Genomic DNA, 18852 nt, shown 5'->3' with positions numbered 1-18852 from the left:
GGAGCGTCCCGGGCTGCATTCCCACGCGGAGCGTGGGAACGATCAATTGCAGCAACACACCGATCCAATGTGGGAGTGAGCCTGCTCGCGATGGCGTTGTATCAGTCATATTTCAGTGTCTGACACACCGCGATCGCGAGCAGGCTCACTCCTACAGAGGTTGCGTTTCGTCAGTTATCTCAGATCAAACCGATCCAGATTCATCACCTTCGTCCATGCCTTGACGAAATCATTGACGAACTGCGTCTTCGCATCGGCGCTGGCGTACACCTCGGCCAATGCGCGCAATTGCGCATTGGAGCCGAACACCAGATCCACCCGCGTCGCCGTCCATTTCGCGGCACCGGTCTTGCGGTCGCGCCCTTCGAACTCATCCGCATCCCGTGACGTCGGCGTCCACTCCACACCCATGTCCAGCAAGTTGCTGAAAAAGTCCTGGGTCAGCGCTTCGGTTTTATCAGTGAACACACCATGGCGACTCCGCCTGACATTGGTGTTCAACACCCGCAAGCCACCCAGCAGCACCGTCATTTCCGGCGCGGTGAGCGTCAGCAGTTGTGCTTTGTCGATCAGTAAAGCCTCGGCCGAAACGCTGTATTTGCCCTTGCTGTAGTTACGGAAACCGTCGGCAATCGGCTCAAGGAATCCAAACGATTCGACATCGGTTTGCTCTTGCGAGGCGTCGGCGCGGCCCGGTGAAAACGGCACCGAAATCGAATGTCCGGCGTTTTTCGCGGCTTGCTCGACCCCGGCATTGCCCGCCAGAACGATCAGGTCTGCCAGGGAAATTTGCTTGCCGCCCGTTGCCGTTCCGTTGAAGTCTTTTTGAATGCCTTCAAGCGTCGTCAGTACCTTATCCAGTTGCTCCGGCTGGTTGGCCTGCCAAAACTTCTGCGGCGCCAGACGCAAGCGTCCGCCATTGGCGCCGCCGCGTTTGTCCGAACCACGAAAGGTCGAAGCGGCCGCCCAGGCGGTCGACACCAGTTGTGATACCGACAGTCCTGACGCCAGCACGGTGTTTTTCAGGGCAGTGGCATCACTGTCATCGATCAGCGCGTGCGTTACCTGGGGAATCGGGTCTTGCCAGAGCAATTCCTCTTGCGGCAACTCCGGACCGAGGTAGCGCGACAGCGGGCCCATGTCGCGGTGGATCAGTTTGTACCACGCGCGGGAAAAGGCGTCGGCCAACTGTTCTGGATGGGCCAGAAAGCGCCGGGAAATCTGTTCGTAAGCGGGATCGAAACGCAGCGCCAGGTCAGACGTGAGCATGGTCGGCGACAGGCGTTTGTTCGGGTCGTGAGCATGGGGCACGGTGCCTGCGCCGGCGCCGTTTTTCGGTTGCCACTGGTGCGCGCCGGCCGGGCTCTTGGTCAGTTCCCATTCGAAGCCGAACAGGTTTTCCAGGTAGTTGTTGCTCCATTGGGTGGGGGTGGTGGTCCAGGTGACTTCCAGGCCACTGGTGATGGTATCGGCGCCTTTACCGCTGCCAAAGGCGTTTTTCCAGCCCAGGCCTTGCTGTTCCAGACCGGCCGCTTCCGGCTCGGGACCGACGTTGTCGGCAGGCCCTGCGCCGTGGGTCTTGCCAAAGGCGTGGCCGCCAGCAATCAGCGCCACGGTTTCCTCGTCATTCATGGCCATGCGGCCGAAGGTCTCGCGAATGTCTTTGGCCGAGGCCACCGGATCCGGATTGCCTTCAGGGCCTTCCGGGTTCACATAGATCAGGCCCATCTGCACCGCGGCAAGGGGATTTTCCAGGTTGCGTTCGCCCTGATCGGTGCGGCTTTCTTCCTTGCCGTGTAAATCCGGCTCAGCTACCAGCGTGCCATCGCCGGGTTCCTGCACCGGGCCATTGCTCTTGCCGTAACGGTTATCGCCGCCCAGCCACTCGGTTTCCGAACCCCAGTAGACGTCTTCGTCCGGCTCCCAGACATCGGCGCGACCGCCGGAGAAACCGAAGGTCTTGAAGCCCATGGATTCCAGCGCAACGTTACCGGTCAGCACAATCAGGTCGGCCCAGGAAATATTGCGCCCGTACTTCTGTTTGACCGGCCACAGCAGACGCCGGGCCTTGTCGAGGCTGACGTTGTCCGGCCAGCTGTTGAGCGGGGCAAACCGTTGCTGGCCGGAACCGGCGCCACCGCGTCCATCGGCGGTGCGATAAGTCCCGGCGCTGTGCCAGGCCATGCGCACGAACAGCGGCCCGTAATGGCCGAAGTCCGCTGGCCACCAGTCCTGGGAATCGGTCATTAGCGCTTTGATGTCTTGTTTCAGGGCCTGGAAGTCCAGGCTTTTGAACGCTTTGGCGTAGTCGAAGTCCGGGCCTAGCGGATCTGACTTGGGCGAATGCTGACTGAGGATCTTAAGGTTGAGTTGATTCGGCCACCAGTCACGGTTCGTTGTACCGCCACCGGCAGCGTGGTTGAACGGGCATTTCGATTCGTTTGCCATGTTCGTGTCCCTATCAGGTCATCTCGGCCGGCTCGTGCCGACTTCGGACTGGTAAGGCTAGACGCGAGTTGGGGAGTCGGCTAATAGGCCGGGTATTCGGGACTGATAGGCTACCTCTCTCAATAAGCTGAGAGAGGGAATACTTCGACATCGGGTTATTTCGAATGGTTCTAAAAGACTGGTATATCTGACAGTGGCCGCTGATCGCGCATCAAAATATATTCAAGGTGCAATGAAGACCCACAAACCTAAATAAAGGAATAGATATTATGTCTCGGCAAGAATTGCTTCTGCTTTTAAAAAATTCAAAAGCTACGGGGTCGTTTGTAGCTTCTATCGATGGAAAAGAGTTTCTTCACAGCGAGCAATTCTTATTCCACAACGCAGGTGAGGAATTTTTCATTATCGGTAGTAACAATAACGAGGATTGGGTGGTGTTCTCTGTTCCAACTTCGTTGGAAGGCGGCCCTCACACCGTAAAGTATCCCTTTGGAACACTGGAATGGGATGTCCTGAAAGATAATGATAAGTATCCCATTAAGTCCGGCTCGGTAACCGTTACCTTTGATAAAAATAAAACTGCTGTGTCCGGCGATGTTAATTTTATTGTTAAAAATGATGCTGGTGGTGCCAAAAAAGTAACGGGGAAGTTTGAAATTAACCAATAAACATCCCGAATAAAGCGGATTAAAATAATAGCAAAAACGCCAAGGGGGAATCGATTGGTGGTCGATTGATGGCAGGAAAATACTGGGTGACTTTCACTCTCGTAAGATAGAGCTTATACCGGGAAAGAATGCAGGCTCCTTAACGTCAGGCGCCTGCACACGCTGGCCGATCAACTGGACTGCGCAGCCTCATCCTCAGGCATCTCATCCAGAATATCCTCCTGCCCCGGCAGTTCAGTAATCACACTGAAGTCCGTCACCTCGACCGCGCCATTGCCATAGCCCAACAAATGAAACGAGAAGGCCTTGCGCGGCTGCGGGTTTTCAAAGCTGAAGTCCATCTCCAGCGGCTGATCCGCCGTGGCGACCATTTCCGCCGGCAGGCCCAGTTGCACGTCCTGTTCGAACTCCTTGGCCTTGAGCTGGATATACGCCGCCTGCTGCGGGTCGACCGAGCGCACGGTCAGACGTACGCGGGTGTGTGAGCCTTTGGGCATTTCCAGGTATTGCGCGCCGATCAGGTTGTCGGCCCAGTCATCCTTGATCTGCGCTTGCAGCGGGATAACGTTGTTGCTGCCGAACTGGTAGCGATGGTTAAGCGACGTGCGCAGCAAGGACAAATCCAGCGCGTTTGCGCGCGCGGCAATCTGCCTGGCCAGGTGACCGCTATAGATGCCTTTGTAGGTGGCGCTGTCGGCGATGAACCCGGCGCTTTCGTAATAGCGGCAGCGGCGCGGCAGGTCGCATTCGGAAAAGATGCCTTGGCCGTTGTGGTAACGCAGCTTGCCGTTGGTGAACGACATGATTTCGCGCCCGAACTCGTAGTCACGGAACAGCGAACGACCGCTCAGCGCACTCGGCACCGGCAGGTCGAAGTAGTCGAGGATCGAGGTGCTCAGATCGACATGGCCATAGACGCCGACGTTCAGGCGCGGCAGTTGCGCCTGTTCCGGCGCCAGCGTCAGGTTGAAGCCCCACGACGAGGCCAGGCGCACGCCATCGATGCCGTGGGATTCGTCCGAGGTAATCACCACCAGAGTGTCCTTGAGAATGCCTTGACGTTCCAGTCCCAACAGAAACTGGTCCAGCGCGTCGTCGAGATAACCGACAGCGGCCTGCTTCGGCGTTTCATAGCGCTCAAGATAATCCTCCGGTGCGGAGTAGGGCTGGTGGGTGCCCACGGTCAGCAGCGTCAGCATCCATGGCTGCTGGTGCTTTTTCAGTTGCCCGACGTAATCCAGCGCGCCCTCGAAAAAGGCCTTGTCGTCCTTGCCCCACGGGAATTCCAGGTAATTGCTGTTGCTGAACCATTCCAGGCCATGGGTCGCATCGAAACCAATGTGCGGCATGATCTTGTCTTTGGCCATGAAGCGCAGGCCGGCGCCCTGCAAGTAGTGCGTACTGAAACCGTGTGCGCGCAGTTGCGCCGGCAGGCAGGCCTGATTGCGCTCGGTCAGGGTGAGCATTTCCACGCCCTTGGGCGTGCCGTTGTTGAGCTTGTCGTAATCGCCGCAGAGCATGGCATACAGACCGCGTATGGTCTGATGGGTGTGCAGCACGTAATCAGGGGTATTCATGCCGCGCTCGGCCCAGCGGCTGAGGTTGGGCATCAGGTCTTCCTGATAATGGCTGCCGATCGCCTCGCGGTTGGCGCGAATATAGGCGCCGGGGATGCCTTCCAGGGCGATGATCAGCACGTTGCGCGCCTGACCCGGCGCGGCCAGCAGTTTCTGCCCGTTGAGGTCGACATCGGTTAGGCCGGCCATGGCCGGCGCCGGTTCTTCGACGTCGCCGTCCAGCCATTCCTCGGCCTGAATCTGCCAATCGGCGACTTCGCTGGCAAGCAACTGATGCGGCAGGTTGTACAGGCGCCAGGCATCGCCGTCGTCAGGCCACAGGTTTTGTGCGCCCCAATGGGCGGCGAACAAGACGATTGGCGCAGCCCAGACAGAGCGCGGCAAATTCGGACGAGTCAGGCCGCGCCCGACAAATTGAGTCAGCAACCAGAAAACCAGTGCCACCAACAAAGCGATGGTCAGGGCAGGGTGCGCAAGTCCGCCGCCCGTGGAGTTTTCAACGAACTGCGGGTCGATCAGATAATGAATATCGGAAGGCGTCGGCAGCCGGCCGACAGCGCTGACCAGTTCCGCCGTGGCGATCGCCAGCAGCGCCCAGAACAACAGCACCGGCAAGGCCAGCCACCACGCGCGACGATGCAGCGTTACGACCAGCAGACTGCCAACGGCCAGATCTGACAAATAGCCCAGCGGCGTCGACCAGCCCAGCGCCATGCGCAGGCACACCGGCACGATCAGCACCAGGACGATGAGGGAAAGAAGGCGGACATTCGGCCGCCGCAGCCAGTTAAAAAGAGCGCTCACAAAAAAGCCTGCATGTCATGAAAGGGTCAAAAAAGTGTGGGTGATGATACCAAGGGCAGGCGCGCTGATCGGCTTTTTAAATGGCTGGGCTACGATTCGCAAATCGCCGGACGCTCAGTGTTTGCGGGCCTTCTGGACGAAGAGCCGCTGTTCGCTGAGTTGAGTTTTTTGTTTCAGGCTGTTGTTGGCCATCGCCCGCTCGCGATAGCGGTGCAATGGATAGCCAAATGACTCAGTGCTATCGTTATGCAATAAAGGTATTTAATTTATATTTTTTATATCGATAAAGTCAGGCCTTTCAGCTCACTCCCTTAGCTGCGAGGTTGTCATGGCCCCATCGTTCAAACGTTCCGCGCTGGCTCTATTGGCCGCGACCCTGACGGCGGGCGCGCTGTTCAGCAGTGCGGCTCAGGCTGAAGGCAAAATCAGCATTGCCCAGCAGTTCGGCATCGGCTACCTGATGCTTGACGTGGTACGCGATCAGCAACTGATCGAGAAACACGGCAAGGCGCAGGGCCTGGATATAAAGGTCGACTGGAACAGCATTTCCGGTGCGACGGCGATGAACGAAGCACTGCTGACCGGCGCTCTGGACGTGGTGTCTGCCGGCGTACCGCCAATGCTCACCGTCTGGGATCGCACCCGAGGCAAGCAGAACGTCAAGGCCATCGCCGCGTTGGGCTCGATGCCCAACTACCTGCTGACCAACAACCCGAACATCAAGACCCTCAAAGACTTCAGTGACAAGGACCGCATCGCCGTGCCGGCTGCCGGCGTAGGTTTTCAGTCGCGCACCTTGCAGATCGAAACCGCCAAACAGTTTGGTGATGACCAGTTCAAGAAATTCGACAATATCTCGGTCAGCCTGCCGCACCCGGACGCGACCGCCGCGCTGATTGCCGGCGGCTCGGAAATCAATTCGCACTTTTCCAGTCCGCCGTTCCAGTACCAGGCCCTGCAAAATCCCAACGTGCACAAAGTGCTGAGTTCCTACGACGTTCTTGGCGGTCCGGGGACATTCAATGTGTTGTACACGACGGAAAAATTCCACGACGAAAACCCGAAAACCTACAAGGCCTTCTACGACGCGCTCGCCGAGGCCGAGAAAATCATCAAGGCTGACAAACCCGCCGCCGCGCAGGCGTACATTCGCGTAGAGCAATCGAAGTTGCCGCTGACCCTGGTCGAACAAATCGTCCAGGACCCGGAGATCGACTTCACCGTGGTGCCGCAGCGCACCTTTATCTATGCGCAGAAATTGCAGGAATTGGGTGTGCTGAAAAACAAGGCGGCGAGCTGGAAGGATTACTTTTTTGAAGAGGCGCATGGTGGTGAGGGGAGTTGAGGGTTCCGTCAGCTCCCACAGGTTTTGTGCCGAACCCGGAAAACCGCGTCACCCCGAACTTACTGTAGGAGCGAGCCTGCTCGCGATAGCGTCAGATCATTCAGCACTTTGGCGACTGACACACCGTCATCGCGAGCAGGCTCACTCCTACAAGGAATCTGTGGCAAGCGCGAAATGGAGCATCATTCAGAGCCACTGTGGGAGCGCTGTTGTACGCCAGGTCAATCCTCGCCATTCACCGACCTGATCAGGTTATTACGCAATTTGACGATCGACTGCTGCATCTGCGTGAACTCATCCTGCGTCAGGCCTGTGGCCTCAAACAGGCTGGTGCCCGACGACACTTTGCGCAGGTCGCGGCCGCTTTGGGTGAGACTGATCCGCACCTGGCGTTCGTCCGCCGGGTCACGCTGACGCTGCAGATAACCCATGGCTTCGAGTTTTTTCAGGATCGGGGTGAGGGTGTTGGATTCCAGAAACAGCTTCTCGCCGAGGCTGCCTACCGTCTGGTCATCCTGTTCCCAGAGCGCGACGGCGGTGATGTATTGCGTGTAGGTCAGGCCGAGCTGTTCGAGAATCGGTTTGTAAGCCTTGCCGAACGCGAGGTTGGTTGAATAGATGGCGAAACACAGGAAATCGCTGAGTTTCAGGTCGCTGGGCGCTTCGGGCTTTTTCATAGTCATCCTCTTCGGTCGGGAAACCGTTGAACCGTATGGGCGAACTATACGTCGGATGCGATTTGATCGGGAGAGCTTCGAAAGATGAGGCCGGCCGGTATGCCTGAAAAAGCCAACCGGTCGGCGCTTGTAACTTATACGCTAACATCGCATGCGATGTATTTACCAAATAGATTATTCAGTGATCACGCTCAACGCCACATCGATGTTCCCACGCGTCGCTTTGGAGTAGGGACAGATCTGGTCGGCGGTGTGCGCGAGGGTTTTCGCGATGTCTGGAGCGATACCGGGCACCCGCAAGGTCAAGCGTGCCTGAAGGTAGTAGGCCGGGCCGGTCTGACCGAGATCGACTTCGATGTCCACGGACATGTCCGCAGGCAATACCACGTTGAGATCATTGGCGACCAGACCGACCGCAGCGGTGTAGCACGCGGACCATGCGCCGGCGAACAGTTGCTCGGCGGTCGGATGGGGCAGGGCGTTGGCAAACACATGGGCCGGTTTCGCGCTGCCAGGTGATGACAGTTGAATGTCGAGGTTGCCTTTTTGGCCATGGGCGATGGTGTGGGTTTTGCCGGTGGCCAGGACTTTTTCGATTTTGCTCATGGTGAATCCTCATAAGGGCGACACTGGATTAATGGTCGTATGCGGTTAAATCGCATGCGATGGAAATAGATTGTTCCCAGTGCGACTTTTTGTCAAGCCCGCGTTGCCGCGCGTTCCGACCAGCGGTCAGTTTCCTTCACCCAAAAAAAACGGGGCGGCCCGATCAGGCCGCCCCGTTTTATTGAGCGAAAAGCGCTTCAGTCAGCGATCAATGCATTTTGCTGTGATCGTGGCCGCCCATGTTGGTCAGCGCACGAACCGGTGCTTTCACTTCGATGGTTTCTTTCTCGCCCTTGGCGTTTTCCACGGTCAGGGTCAGCGGCACGCTGTCGCCTTCTTTCAACTGGCCGGTCAGGCCCATCAGCATGACGTGGTAGCCGTTCGGGTCGAAGCTCACGGCTTTGCCGGCAGGCAGGTCAACCGACTTCACCGGGCCCATGCTCATGACGTCGTTTTTCATGCTCATTTCGTGGATCTGCACGTCTTTGGCCGCTGGCGAGGCGACGCTGAGCAACTTGCTGTCGCTGTCGGCGGTGAGGGTCATGAACGCACCACTGGCAGACTGCGTCGGCACGGTGGCCCGTACCCAGGCGTCGTCGACCCGGGTCTGCGCCGACACCTGGAATGCCAGGCCGAGCAGGGACAGTGCACACACGGTGCGTTTGAGATGATTCAGAACAGGACGCATCAGCAGACCTCCATAACAGTGAGCAAATCTTCCGTGCATTCTTCTGCCGAAAGCGATGTAGACAGACCCAGGCGCAATTCGCCACGCGAGTCGTAGACGTAGCTGGTGGCCGTGTGGGAGATGGTGTAAGTGTCGCCAGCCGGGACTTTCTCGTAGAACACGTCGAATTCCTTGGCCGTGGCCTTGGTTTCCTCAACCGTGCCGTACAGCGCGACGAAGCTGGGATCAAAGGCTTTGACGTAGGCGTCGAGGATTTGCGGCGTGTCGCGCTCCGGGTCCAGGGTGATGAAGATCACCTGCAGGCGATCGCCATCGCGGCCCATCAGTTTCTTGATCTTCGCCGCGCGGGCGAGGGTGGTAGGGCAGACTGCCGGGCATTGGGTGAAGCCGAAGAAAATCATCGGCATCATTCCGCGAAAGCTCGACAGCGACATGGTTTCGCCCTCGGTGTTCTTCAGCTTGAAGGTGCGTCCGAGGATCTTGTCGCTCAGATCCTTGCCGTACTTGTACGACAGTTGGCCACGGGTGTCGCAGCCGGCGAGCAGGCCAAGCCCGAGTACGCCCATTCCCGCAAGCACCTTGCGGCGAGTCAACAAAGCCGTCATTTGATACCGCCTTTTGCAGCCCGTCAGTCGACAGGACTGGCGGGGGGTTAACCGTAAAAGCGGCGCATGATAGCAAACTGAGCGCGACCGCCGGCCGCGGATCGCCGGTCCGCACAGGATCGGGCGACAAAAGGTGTAAGAAGAAATGACCGGCGTTTACCGCGCGAGGCGTTCATCAGTCGGCCAGCCACCTCCCAGCGCGGCGTATAGATTGACCTCGGCAACCAGCTGCGCCAGGCGGTCGGTGATCAACCCTTGTTGCGACGCAAACAGCGAGCGCTGCGCGTCTAGAAACGTCAGGCTGCTGTCGACTCCGTTGCGATAGCGGTGCTGCGCCAGGTTGTAGTAATCCTGGGTGGCCTGTACCAAATCGCGCTGGGCCTGCAATTGCTGCCCGTAGGTGCTGCGCGCCGCCAGTCCGTCGGCGACTTCCTGAAACGCCGTCTGAATCGATTTTTCGTATTCGGCGACGGCCACGTCTTTTTGCAGCCTGGCGTAATCCAGACTGGCGCGCAGGCTACCGGCGTTGAAAAGCGGCAGGCTGATTTGCGGCTGGAAAGTCCACGCGCCGGAGCCTGCGCTGAACAAACCGGAGAGATCACGGCTGGCCGTGCCGCCATTGGCAGTCAGGCTCACGCTGGGGAAAAAGGCTGCACGTGCCGCGCCGATATTGGCGTTGGCGGCTTTAAGCCGGTATTCGGCCTGGAGAATATCCGGACGCCGTCGCAGCAGGTCCGACGGCAGCCCGGCCGGCAGCGGCGAAACCAGCTCGCCAGCCAATGGCAACGCCGGCAGTTGCGCCGGCACCGGCGCACCCACCAGCAGCGTCAGGCTGTTGAGGTCCTGCGCGACCAGACGCTGATAGCGCGCCAGATTGACCCGCGAGCTGTCGACGCTGGTCCGCGCCTGTGCCTGTTCCAGCGCCGAAGATTTGCCGGCTTCGCGGTTGCGTGTGGTCAGGTGCAGGCTCTGCTCATCGGCGGCGAGGGTGTCACGGCTGAGTTCGAGCAGTTGCTGATCGGCGCGCCAGGTCAGGTAGGCATTGGCAACATTGCTTACCAGGCTCAGTTCGGCACTGCGCCGGGCCTGCTCGGTGGCGAGCCATGTCTGCAGGGCTTGCTCGCTGAGGCTGCGCACCCGACCGAAGAAATCCAGTTCATAGGCGCTGATACCCAGATTGACCGCATAGGCCGAGGTGATCTGCGCCTGGCCACCGGTGACGCTGGATGGCAGGCGCTGGCGCAGTTCGTTGGCATTGGCCGAGACCGCCGGCAGCAGGTCAGCGCGTTGAATGCGGTATTGCGCCTGGAACGCCTGAACATTCAGCGCAGCCACGCGCAGGTCGCGGTTGTTGACCAAAGCGCTTTCGATCAGTTGCTTGAGTGCCGGATCGTTGAACAAGGTTCGCCAGTCTTTGCCGGTTGTAGCCGGCCGCGTTGCCATGGGGTACTGCGCGGCACTGGGCGATGGCGGTCGCTGGTAGTCCGGAATCAACGAGCAGCCCGTCATCAGCAGGGTCGTGCAGAACAGGGAAAGCCGTAAGGCGCGTTTGCGCCTCAGACGCTGGAAAGAGTGGGATGAGTTCAAGCCCCGGCCATCCATTTCGCCAAGCCATGCCGCCCACTGACGCCCAGCTTGGCGGCGGCACGCTTGAGATAGGTTTCGATGGAGCTGTTCTTGACCCGCAGCTTTTCCGCCATCTGCGGCACGGTGCCGCCGGTCAGCAGGCCCAGGCAGACTTCCTTCTCGCGGGCCGAGAGGACGATGTTACTCAATGCCAGGCGTTCATCGAAGACTTGCGCCAGCGGTGCCTGATCCCGCTCGGCCAGCGGCGGGCGTGGCTGGCGGGCGAGGTTTTGCCGGGTCATCTGCGCATGGCGCTCGATCAGCGGCAGCAGGGTGTCGGACAAGCTTTTCAGAAACGCCAGCTCCGGCAGGGAGAACACCCGCTGCGTATGCGGGCGATAAACCGAGATGACGCAGCGGCGATTGGAGGTGCGCGACACCAGATTGCATTGATGCACGCAGTGCTGCGGATGACGTGGCAACAGTGAAGCTTTCAATTGGATCAGCAATGAATCGTTCATCTCGATCATCTTCTGCAACAGCGGATGATCGTCGGGCCGCTCCAGCGTGGCATGGCTGGCGCCGGCCTGCGGCAGGCCTGCGCTGCCCAGCGGCTTGATCTCCACTACGCTCGCCTGGCGCTCATCCAGCGTCCACTCGCTGAGATCGAGGCGGTTGACCGGCACCAAAGTGTCGACCAACTGGAACATGTTGCTGGCGAAGTGATCGTCGCCGGTGCTGGCTATCAGCTCTCCAAGTTGCCAATAAAAATGCGGGTTTTCCATGTTGCGAATACTGCCGGTCAGATTCATATCCTTCTCATCCCTGGTTCAGAGCCATTACCGCTTCGTCTGCCGTTTCTGCCAAAAGCCACCGCGTGATCACTTCTCCTTGAACTGATCTGGAGCGGATTTAAGCCTATGCATTTGTCCTGCGTCTGTAGGGGAAAACAGGGACACAAAGTGCCACTATTTTGGAATGTTGGCGCTGGGATCCTGACGGTTCTCACTGGCGCTCCAACGGCTTCCGTGACTGTCCGGTCACGGCGGGCGCCCGGTAGATCGGTCCGAGAGGATGCTCCAGCGGCCGGGGCTGGGCGAAAAGCAGCATCGGCGCATGGTGTTTTTCCTACAGCTTTTTCAGCAATGCTCCGCCAGAAAACGCCAGGCCGCTGGCTGTGGAGGGGCTGTCCAGAGCCATGCGGGGTCGGTTGCGCTTGTCCGGGTTTCAGGTGTCATGCGCTCATCAGGGCCGATGCTTGAATACGCGGCAAATCACATGAGATGGATCTTATGCAGTCAACTTCTGCTTACGCGGCGGACGATCTGTCCGTGCCTTGCGAAACTTTTCCGCTGACCGCCGCCCAACGGGACATCTGGCTGGACCAGTTGAGCCGTGGCGACGCGCCGCTGTACAACATTGGCGGTTATGTCGAACTGTGCGGCCCGCTGGACAAGACCGTGATGCACGCGGCGCTCGAGTGCCTGGTTGCCAACCACGACGCGTTACGCACCGTGCTGCTGCCAGGGGCTGATACGCAAGGCATGCCCCGCCAGCGATTCGCCCCGACAATGCCGGTGGCGATGCCGCTGTTTGATTTTTCCGTGCAGGCCGATGCGCGAACAGCCGCGCAAGCGCTGGTGCAACAGCAGATGGCGCAGACTTATCCGCTGGAAGGCCAGCCGCTGTTCCGCTTCTGTCTGATTCGTCTGGACAGCCACCGCCATTGGCTGGCGACTCAGGCCCATCATTTGATTCTGGACGGCTGGGGTTTCGGGCAAATGCTCAAGTCCCTAGGCGACATCTACAGCGCGCTGAGTCAGGGGCAATCACCGCTGATTTCGCCGCCATCCTATGTCGAATTCATTCACGACGATGCGCGTTATCAGGCCTCGGAGCGATACGCCCGTGATCGCGCCTACTGGCTCGACAAGTACCGTTCGCAGCCGGAGCCGCTGTTGTTACCGCGTCATCGTGAGCGTTCCAGTCAAGGGGCGCGACCGTCACAGGCTTATGTGCAAGCGTTGCCTGCATTGCTGCACCAGCGCATGCAGCAGTCGGCGCGACAGTTTGGCGCTTCGGCGTTCCACGTGTTGCTGGCGGCGTTGCATGTGTATTTCAGCCGCACCGCGCAGCGTGACGAATGGGTGGTGGGCTTGCCGCTGCTCAATCGCTCGGGTGCGCGCTTTAAAACCACCCTCGGCTTGTTCGCTCAAGTCAGCGCCGTGCGCTTGTGCTTTGCTCGCGAGTTGCCGTTTGCAGACCTTGTGCGGTCTATCGCGGCTGAGCTGAAACAGGATCTGCGCCATCAGCGCTTTTCCCTGAGTGAGATGAATCGTGCGCTGGGTCTGCTGCGCGAGGATCGCGCCCAACTGTTCGAAATCTCGGTGTCCTACGAGCAGGACGACCACGATTACCGCTATGGCGCGGCCTCGGCACACACCGTCAAAGTCTCCAATGGTCATGAAGCGACACCGCTGGCGGTTCACCTTCGCAGCAATCGCTTCAACGATCAGGCCTGGCTGCATCTTGTTTACGATCAAGCTTATTTTGACGCCGCCGAAGTCGAAGCGCTGGGTGCCCGCTTGCTGCTGATTCTCGAGCAGGGGCTGGAGCAGCCCGCGCTGACGATGGCGGAGTTCTGCCTGAGCACCGCGGATGAATCGAGTCAGTTACAGCAGTGGAACGCCACGCAGGCGGACTTCCCGCAAGACCAGACGATTGCCCAGCGCTTTACCGCGCAAGCAGCGCAGCGGCCCGACGCCATTGCTGCCCTTTATCAAGGGCAGCAACTGACCTATGGCCAACTCAACAGCCAAGCCAATTTTCTCGCCCGGCATCTGATTGCGCTCGGAGTGCAGCCCGATGATCGCGTTGCCGTCGTCGCCCGGCGTGGCCTCGATACCCTGACCGGACTGCTCGCGGTACTCAAGGCTGGCGCGGCTTATGTGCCGGTCGACCCGGCTCACCCGAGCGAGCGCTTGAGCTATCTCCTCACAGACTGCGCACCGCTGGCTGTGCTGACGCAAAGCGATTTGCGCGCCCGCTTGCCGTTGCTGCAAGTACCGGTGATTGAGCTGGATCGTCGCGACTGGCCGACCGACACCGACGCCGATCCTGTGGTGGCGGGGTTGACCGTGGCGAACCTCGCCTATGTGATTTACACGTCCGGTTCCACGGGCGTGCCCAAAGGCGTGATGGTCGAACACCGCGCGTTGGGTAATCTGCTCGACTGGCATTGTCAGGCCTTCAGCGTCGGCCCAGGCCAGCACACCTCAAGCCTGGCCGGATTCGGCTTTGACGCGATGGCCTGGGAGGTCTGGCCGGCCCTGTGCGCAGGCGCGACCCTGCACCTGGCCCCGGCCCAGGACGGCGGCGAAGACATCGACGCACTGCTGGCGTGGTGGCGGGCGCAACCGCTGGACGTGAGTTTTCTGCCGACACCCATCGCCGAATATGCGTTCAGCCGCCAGCTCGACCATCCGACCCTGCGCACGCTGTTGATCGGCGGCGATCGCCTGCGCCAGTTCAGCCGCGCGCAATCGTTCGAGGTGATCAACAACTACGGTCCAACCGAGGCCAGCGTGGTCGCGACCTCCGGCAAATTAGAGGCCGGCCGTACGCTGCATATCGGCAGACCGGTGAACAACGCAACGGTGTATGTCCTCGACGAACAGCAGCGACCGCTGCCAATCGGTATCGCCGGTGAGCTGTACATCGGCGGCGCCGGTATCGCCCGCGGTTACCTGAACCGCGCAGACCTCAGCGCCGAACGCTTCCTGCGCGACCCGTTCAGCGAGGTGCCCGAGGCGCGTCTGTATCGCACTGGTGATCGGGTACGCTGGCAGCACGACGGCACGCTGGAATATCTGGGGCGCAGTGATGATCAAGTAAAAATCCGTGGCGTGCGTGTCGAGCCGGGCGAAGTCGAGGCGGTACTGAGCAGCCACGACGCCGTCCGGGAGGCGGTGGTGCTGGCGCGCGATGGGCAGTTGTTGGCGTGGTTCAGCGAACGCCGGCCCGTGGACATCGTCGAGTTGCATGCTTATCTGCAAGCACGCCTGGCCAGTGCCATGTTGCCGCAGGCCTACGTGCGGTTGACGACGCTGCCGCTGACTGCCAACGGCAAACTCGACCGCAAGGCCTTGCCCGCGCCGGGCCCGGACGCCTTGATTCGCCGTGACTATGCGCCGCCGCAGGGAGACGTCGAAACGGCGTTGGCACAGATATGGGCCGAGGTGTTGCAGGTAACGCGGATCGGCCGCCACGACCATTTCTTTGAACTCGGCGGGCACTCGCTGCTGGCGGTCAATTTGATCGAGCGTATGCGCCAGCTCGGCATGAGTTGTGACGTGCGGGTGTTGTTCGGCCAGCCGACCCTGGCCGCACTGGCGGCGGCCGTTGGCAGCGGGCGTGAAGTCGACGTGCCGGCCAATCGCATTCCGGCCGGTTGCACCGCGATCAGCCCCGACATGCTGTCGCTGGTCGAGCTGGATCAGGCCACCCTCGCCCGCGTGGTTGCCAGCGTGCCCGGTGGTGCCGCCAACGTGCAGGAGATCTATCCGCTGGCACCGTTGCAGGACGGCATTCTGTACCACCACATCACCGCCACGCAGGGCGATCCGTACTTGCTGCAATCGCACCTCGCCTTCGACAGTCTGGAGCGTGTCGAAGCCTTTGCCGATGCATTGCGTCAGGCCATGGCCCGACACGATATCCTGCGCACTGCCGTGGTCTGGGAGGGGCTGGTCACGCCGGTGCAGGTGGTTCTGCGCCAAGTCGAACTGCCGGTACAGGAGGTCAGGATTGACCCAGCCCAGGGTGACGTTCTCAATCAATTGCATCGACGGTTTGACGCGCGCCGCTATCGCCTCGACGTCAGCCAGGCACCGCTGCTGCGCTTGCTGTTTGCCCGCGATCCGGGCAAGGGGCGGATGGTCGGTGTGTTGCTGTTCCATCACTTGGCGATGGATCACATTGCGCTTGAAGTACTGCGCGCCGAACTGTCCGCCAGCCTTGCCGGGCAGTGCGAGCCGTTGCCGCCAGCGGTGCCGTACCGCAACTATGTGGCGCAAGCTCGGCTTGGCGTCAGCGAGACGGAGCATGAAGGCTTTTTTCGCGAGATGCTCGGCGATATCGATGAGCCGACGCTGCCGTTCGGTCTGCACGATGTACAAGGCGATGGCCGCGGTATCGAGGAGTCGCAGCAACCACTGGCTGCCGAACTGGACGGACGTCTGCGCCAGCAGGCGCGTCGGCTCGGCGTCAGCGTGGCGAGCCTGATTCACCTGGCCTGGGCGCGGGTGCTGGCGGCCACGTCGGGGCGTGAGCGGGTGGTGTTTGGCACGGTGTTAATGGGGCGCATGCAGGGCGGCGAGGGCGCCGACCGCGCACTGGGCGTGTTCATCAACTCCTTGCCCTTGCGGGTCGATGTCGCTGCGACTGCGCTAATCGCCGTGCAGGCCACCCACCAGCGCCTGACCGGATTGCTCGGGCACGAACACGCTTCGCTGGCGTTGGCCCAGCGCTGTAGTGGCGTGGCGGCGCCGACTCCGCTGTTCAGCGCGCTGCTCAACTATCGACACAGCGACCGTCAAAACGGTAATGCCGAAGGGCCGGACTGGCAAGGCATCGAAACCCTGGCCAACGAAGAACGCACCAATTACCCGCTGACCTTGAGCGTCGACGATTTCGGTGATGGCTTGCAACTGACTGCCAGGGCGCTGACCCACATCGGCGCGCAACGGATTGGCGGGTACATGCAGATGGCCGTGAGCGGGCTGGTTGACGCCCTGGAACAGGACTCGGATCTGCCGGTGAACCGACTACCGATTCTGTCGCCGACAGAACGAGAGCAGTTGCTGACCCACTTCAACGCAACCGAAGTCGAATGTCCGCTCGAGCAGCCGCTCCACGTGTTGTTCGAACGGCAGGTGCAACGTCAGCCGGATGCGATTGCGTTGCACGCCGGCGACGCGCAACTGACCTGGCGACAACTCAATGAACAGGCGAACCGTCTGGCCCATCACCTGCGCGAACAAGGCGTGCAGCCGGATGACCGGGTGGCGATCTGTGTCGAGCGCAGTCTTGAGCTGGTAATCGGCTTGCTGGCGATTCTCAAGGCCGGTGGCGCCTATGTGCCGCTGGACCCGGACTATCCGCTGGCGCGTCTGCAATTCATGTTGCGCGACAGCGCTCCGGTGGCGGTGCTGCTGCACGCGGCGACTCGCAATTTGCTAGGTGACACGGATGCTACCGTGGTCGACTTCAACCGCAGCACCTGGGACGACGCGCCGAGCGGCAACCTGCAAGTGCCGGGCCTGAATGCGTCGAACCTGGCTTACATGATCTACACGTCAGGCTCCACGGGGACGCCCAAGGGCGTGATGATTGAACACCGCAGCGTTTGCAACCTCATGCACTGGGGCTCGCAGATTCGGCCCCCGACCGCAGACGGCGCGCTGTTGCAAAAGGCGCCGTTCAGCTTCGACAGCTCGGTGTGGGAGATTTTCTGGCCGTTGAGCGCTGGCCTGCGGCTGGTGCTGGCGCGTCCTGATGGCAACCGCGATTCGGCTTACGTCACGCAAGTGATCCGCGAACAGCGCATCAGCGTCGTCAAGTTCGTTCCGGCGTTGTTGCAGCAATTCCTCGAGCAGGACGATGTCAGTGCCTGCACCAGCCTCACCGACGTGTTCTGTGGTGGTGGCGACCTGACCGTCGCGTTGGCCCGTGCCGTGCGCGAACGCTTACCGTGGGTGCGCCTGCACAACGTTTACGGCCCGACCGAAACCACGGTCGACAGCAGTGCCTGGACGTTGGAGCCTCATGAGCCGGTGCCCGAACGCGTCGTACCGATCGGCAAGGCACTGGGCAATACGCGGCTGTATATCCTTGACGGCAACGATCAGCCAGTGCCGTTGGGGGTCAGCGGCGAGCTGCACATCGGCGGCGCAGGCGTCGCGCGTGGCTATCACCGATTGCCGCAGATACAGGCTGAACGCTTCATTGACAGCCCGTTCGTTGCCGGTGATCGCTTGTATCGCAGCGGTGATCGGGTGCGCTACCAGGCGGACGGCAATCTCGAATTTCTCGGTCGCAGCGATTTCCAGTTGAAGCTGCGCGGCCTGCGCCTGGAACCGGGGGAAATCGAAGCCCGGCTGATTGAACATGGCGCCGTGCGCGAAGCGCTGGTGCTGGTGCGCGACGAGCGCCTGGTGGCGTACTTCACCGTGCGCGACGGTCACGCTGCGCCGCGCATCGAAGACCTGCGTGAGCAGGTCTTGCAGCAATTGCCGGAGTACATGGTCCCGGCCGCATTCGTGCGGCTTTCAGCGATGCCACTGACGCCCAACGACAAGATCGACCGCAAGGCGTTGCCGGCGCCCGGCGCCGAGCACTTGCTCAGCCGCGCTTACGTGCCGCCCGAGGGCGACATCGAACAGGCTGTGGCGCGGGTCTGGGCCGAGACGCTGGGCATTGATCAGGTCGGGCGCAACGACAACTTCTTCGAGTTGGGCGGGCATTCGTTGCTCGCCGTGAGTCTGGTGGCGCGCATGCGTCAGGCCGGCCTGCATGTCGATGCGCGCACGCTGTTCAGTCAGCCGACGCTGGCGGCACTGGCGGCGCAGACCTCGCGGCAAACGCACACGGTCGACATCGCGCCGACCACGATTCCGCAGCTCAACCGCAAGCGTCGGCTCTGACCCTCCAAACGCATCTGCGGGGGCCGGTGCGCGCCCGCAGAAGCGTCTGCGCTGCTGTCCAGAGCAGGGCTTGTCCCGGCTTCCCATGTCAGCCAGCACCGCGCCGATGTTTTAGCTTTTCCGGGCTGCGCGCCGCGTGCACGGACTCGCTGCAGCGTGTGCCTT

Annotated in this window: 12 protein-coding genes; 4 read left to right on the top strand and 8 right to left on the bottom strand. The window is 60.7% G+C overall.

Annotation, left to right across the window (positions count from 1 at the left end; translation table 11 throughout):
• Nucleotides 1–174: 174 nt before the first annotated feature.
• Nucleotides 175–2448, bottom strand: coding sequence for a catalase/peroxidase HPI (gene katG, locus HU755_RS11930; protein WP_186632764.1), 2274 nt, complete (start codon nt 2446–2448; stop codon nt 175–177).
• Nucleotides 2449–2717: 269 nt separating this feature from the next.
• Between katG and HU755_RS11925 the strand changes: the two genes are divergently transcribed.
• Complete coding sequence (locus HU755_RS11925; protein ID WP_186632761.1) at nt 2718–3116, top strand: hypothetical protein; 399 nt, start codon at nt 2718–2720, stop codon at nt 3114–3116.
• A 170-nt stretch (nt 3117–3286) separates the two neighbouring features.
• On the opposite strand, the gene HU755_RS11920 is transcribed toward HU755_RS11925, so the two are convergent.
• Complete coding sequence (locus HU755_RS11920; protein WP_186632758.1) at nt 3287–5497, bottom strand: sulfatase-like hydrolase/transferase; 2211 nt, start codon at nt 5495–5497, stop codon at nt 3287–3289.
• 36 nt (nt 5498–5533) lie between these two features.
• Here HU755_RS11920 and HU755_RS11915 point away from each other — a divergent pair, with 36 nt between their 5' ends.
• Nucleotides 5534–5728: a hypothetical protein gene (locus HU755_RS11915; protein ID WP_186632755.1), complete on the top strand. Its 195-nt coding sequence runs from the start codon at nt 5534–5536 to the stop codon at nt 5726–5728.
• A 97-nt stretch (nt 5729–5825) separates the two neighbouring features.
• Nucleotides 5826–6842: an ABC transporter substrate-binding protein gene (locus tag HU755_RS11910; protein WP_186621446.1), complete on the top strand. Its 1017-nt coding sequence runs from the start codon at nt 5826–5828 to the stop codon at nt 6840–6842.
• Between the two features lie 221 nt (nt 6843–7063).
• Here the strand turns inward: HU755_RS11910 and HU755_RS11905 are convergent, their stop codons facing one another.
• The 6 genes from HU755_RS11905 to HU755_RS11880 all read right to left on the bottom strand — a co-directional run bounded on the left by HU755_RS11905 (nt 7064) and on the right by HU755_RS11880 (nt 11796).
• Complete coding sequence (locus HU755_RS11905) at nt 7064–7519, bottom strand: MarR family winged helix-turn-helix transcriptional regulator (protein WP_186632752.1); 456 nt, start codon at nt 7517–7519, stop codon at nt 7064–7066.
• A gap of 174 nt (nt 7520–7693) precedes the next feature.
• A complete protein-coding gene (locus tag HU755_RS11900) occupies nt 7694–8125 on the bottom strand; it encodes an Ohr family peroxiredoxin (RefSeq protein WP_186632749.1) in 432 nt (143 codons plus the stop codon).
• Between the two features lie 208 nt (nt 8126–8333).
• Nucleotides 8334–8813, bottom strand: a complete 480-nt coding sequence (locus tag HU755_RS11895) for a copper chaperone PCu(A)C (RefSeq protein WP_186632746.1) — start codon at nt 8811–8813, stop codon at nt 8334–8336.
• On the bottom strand, nt 8813–9418 hold the full coding sequence (locus tag HU755_RS11890) for an SCO family protein (RefSeq protein ID WP_186547990.1): 606 nt from the start codon (nt 9416–9418) through the stop codon (nt 8813–8815). Before HU755_RS11890 ends, HU755_RS11895 begins: the two co-directional genes overlap by 1 nt.
• Nucleotides 9419–9574: 156 nt before the next feature.
• Complete coding sequence (locus HU755_RS11885; protein WP_238349988.1) at nt 9575–10927, bottom strand: efflux transporter outer membrane subunit; 1353 nt, start codon at nt 10925–10927, stop codon at nt 9575–9577.
• Between the two features lie 74 nt (nt 10928–11001).
• Nucleotides 11002–11796, bottom strand: coding sequence for a helix-turn-helix transcriptional regulator (locus tag HU755_RS11880; protein ID WP_186547985.1), 795 nt, complete (start codon nt 11794–11796; stop codon nt 11002–11004).
• A 480-nt stretch (nt 11797–12276) separates the two neighbouring features.
• On the opposite strand from HU755_RS11880, the gene HU755_RS11875 reads away from it, so the two are divergent.
• Nucleotides 12277–18687: a non-ribosomal peptide synthetase gene (locus HU755_RS11875; RefSeq protein ID WP_186632740.1), complete on the top strand. Its 6411-nt coding sequence runs from the start codon at nt 12277–12279 to the stop codon at nt 18685–18687.
• The last annotated feature ends 165 nt before the right edge of the window (nt 18688–18852 follow it).

Source organism: Pseudomonas sp. SWRI111 (assembly GCF_014268555.1).
In the GTDB taxonomy this organism is placed as follows: domain Bacteria; phylum Pseudomonadota; class Gammaproteobacteria; order Pseudomonadales; family Pseudomonadaceae; genus Aquipseudomonas; species Aquipseudomonas hamedanensis.
Note: the sequence above shows the minus strand (reverse complement) of the source record. Positions and strands in the feature narration are given on the sequence as shown.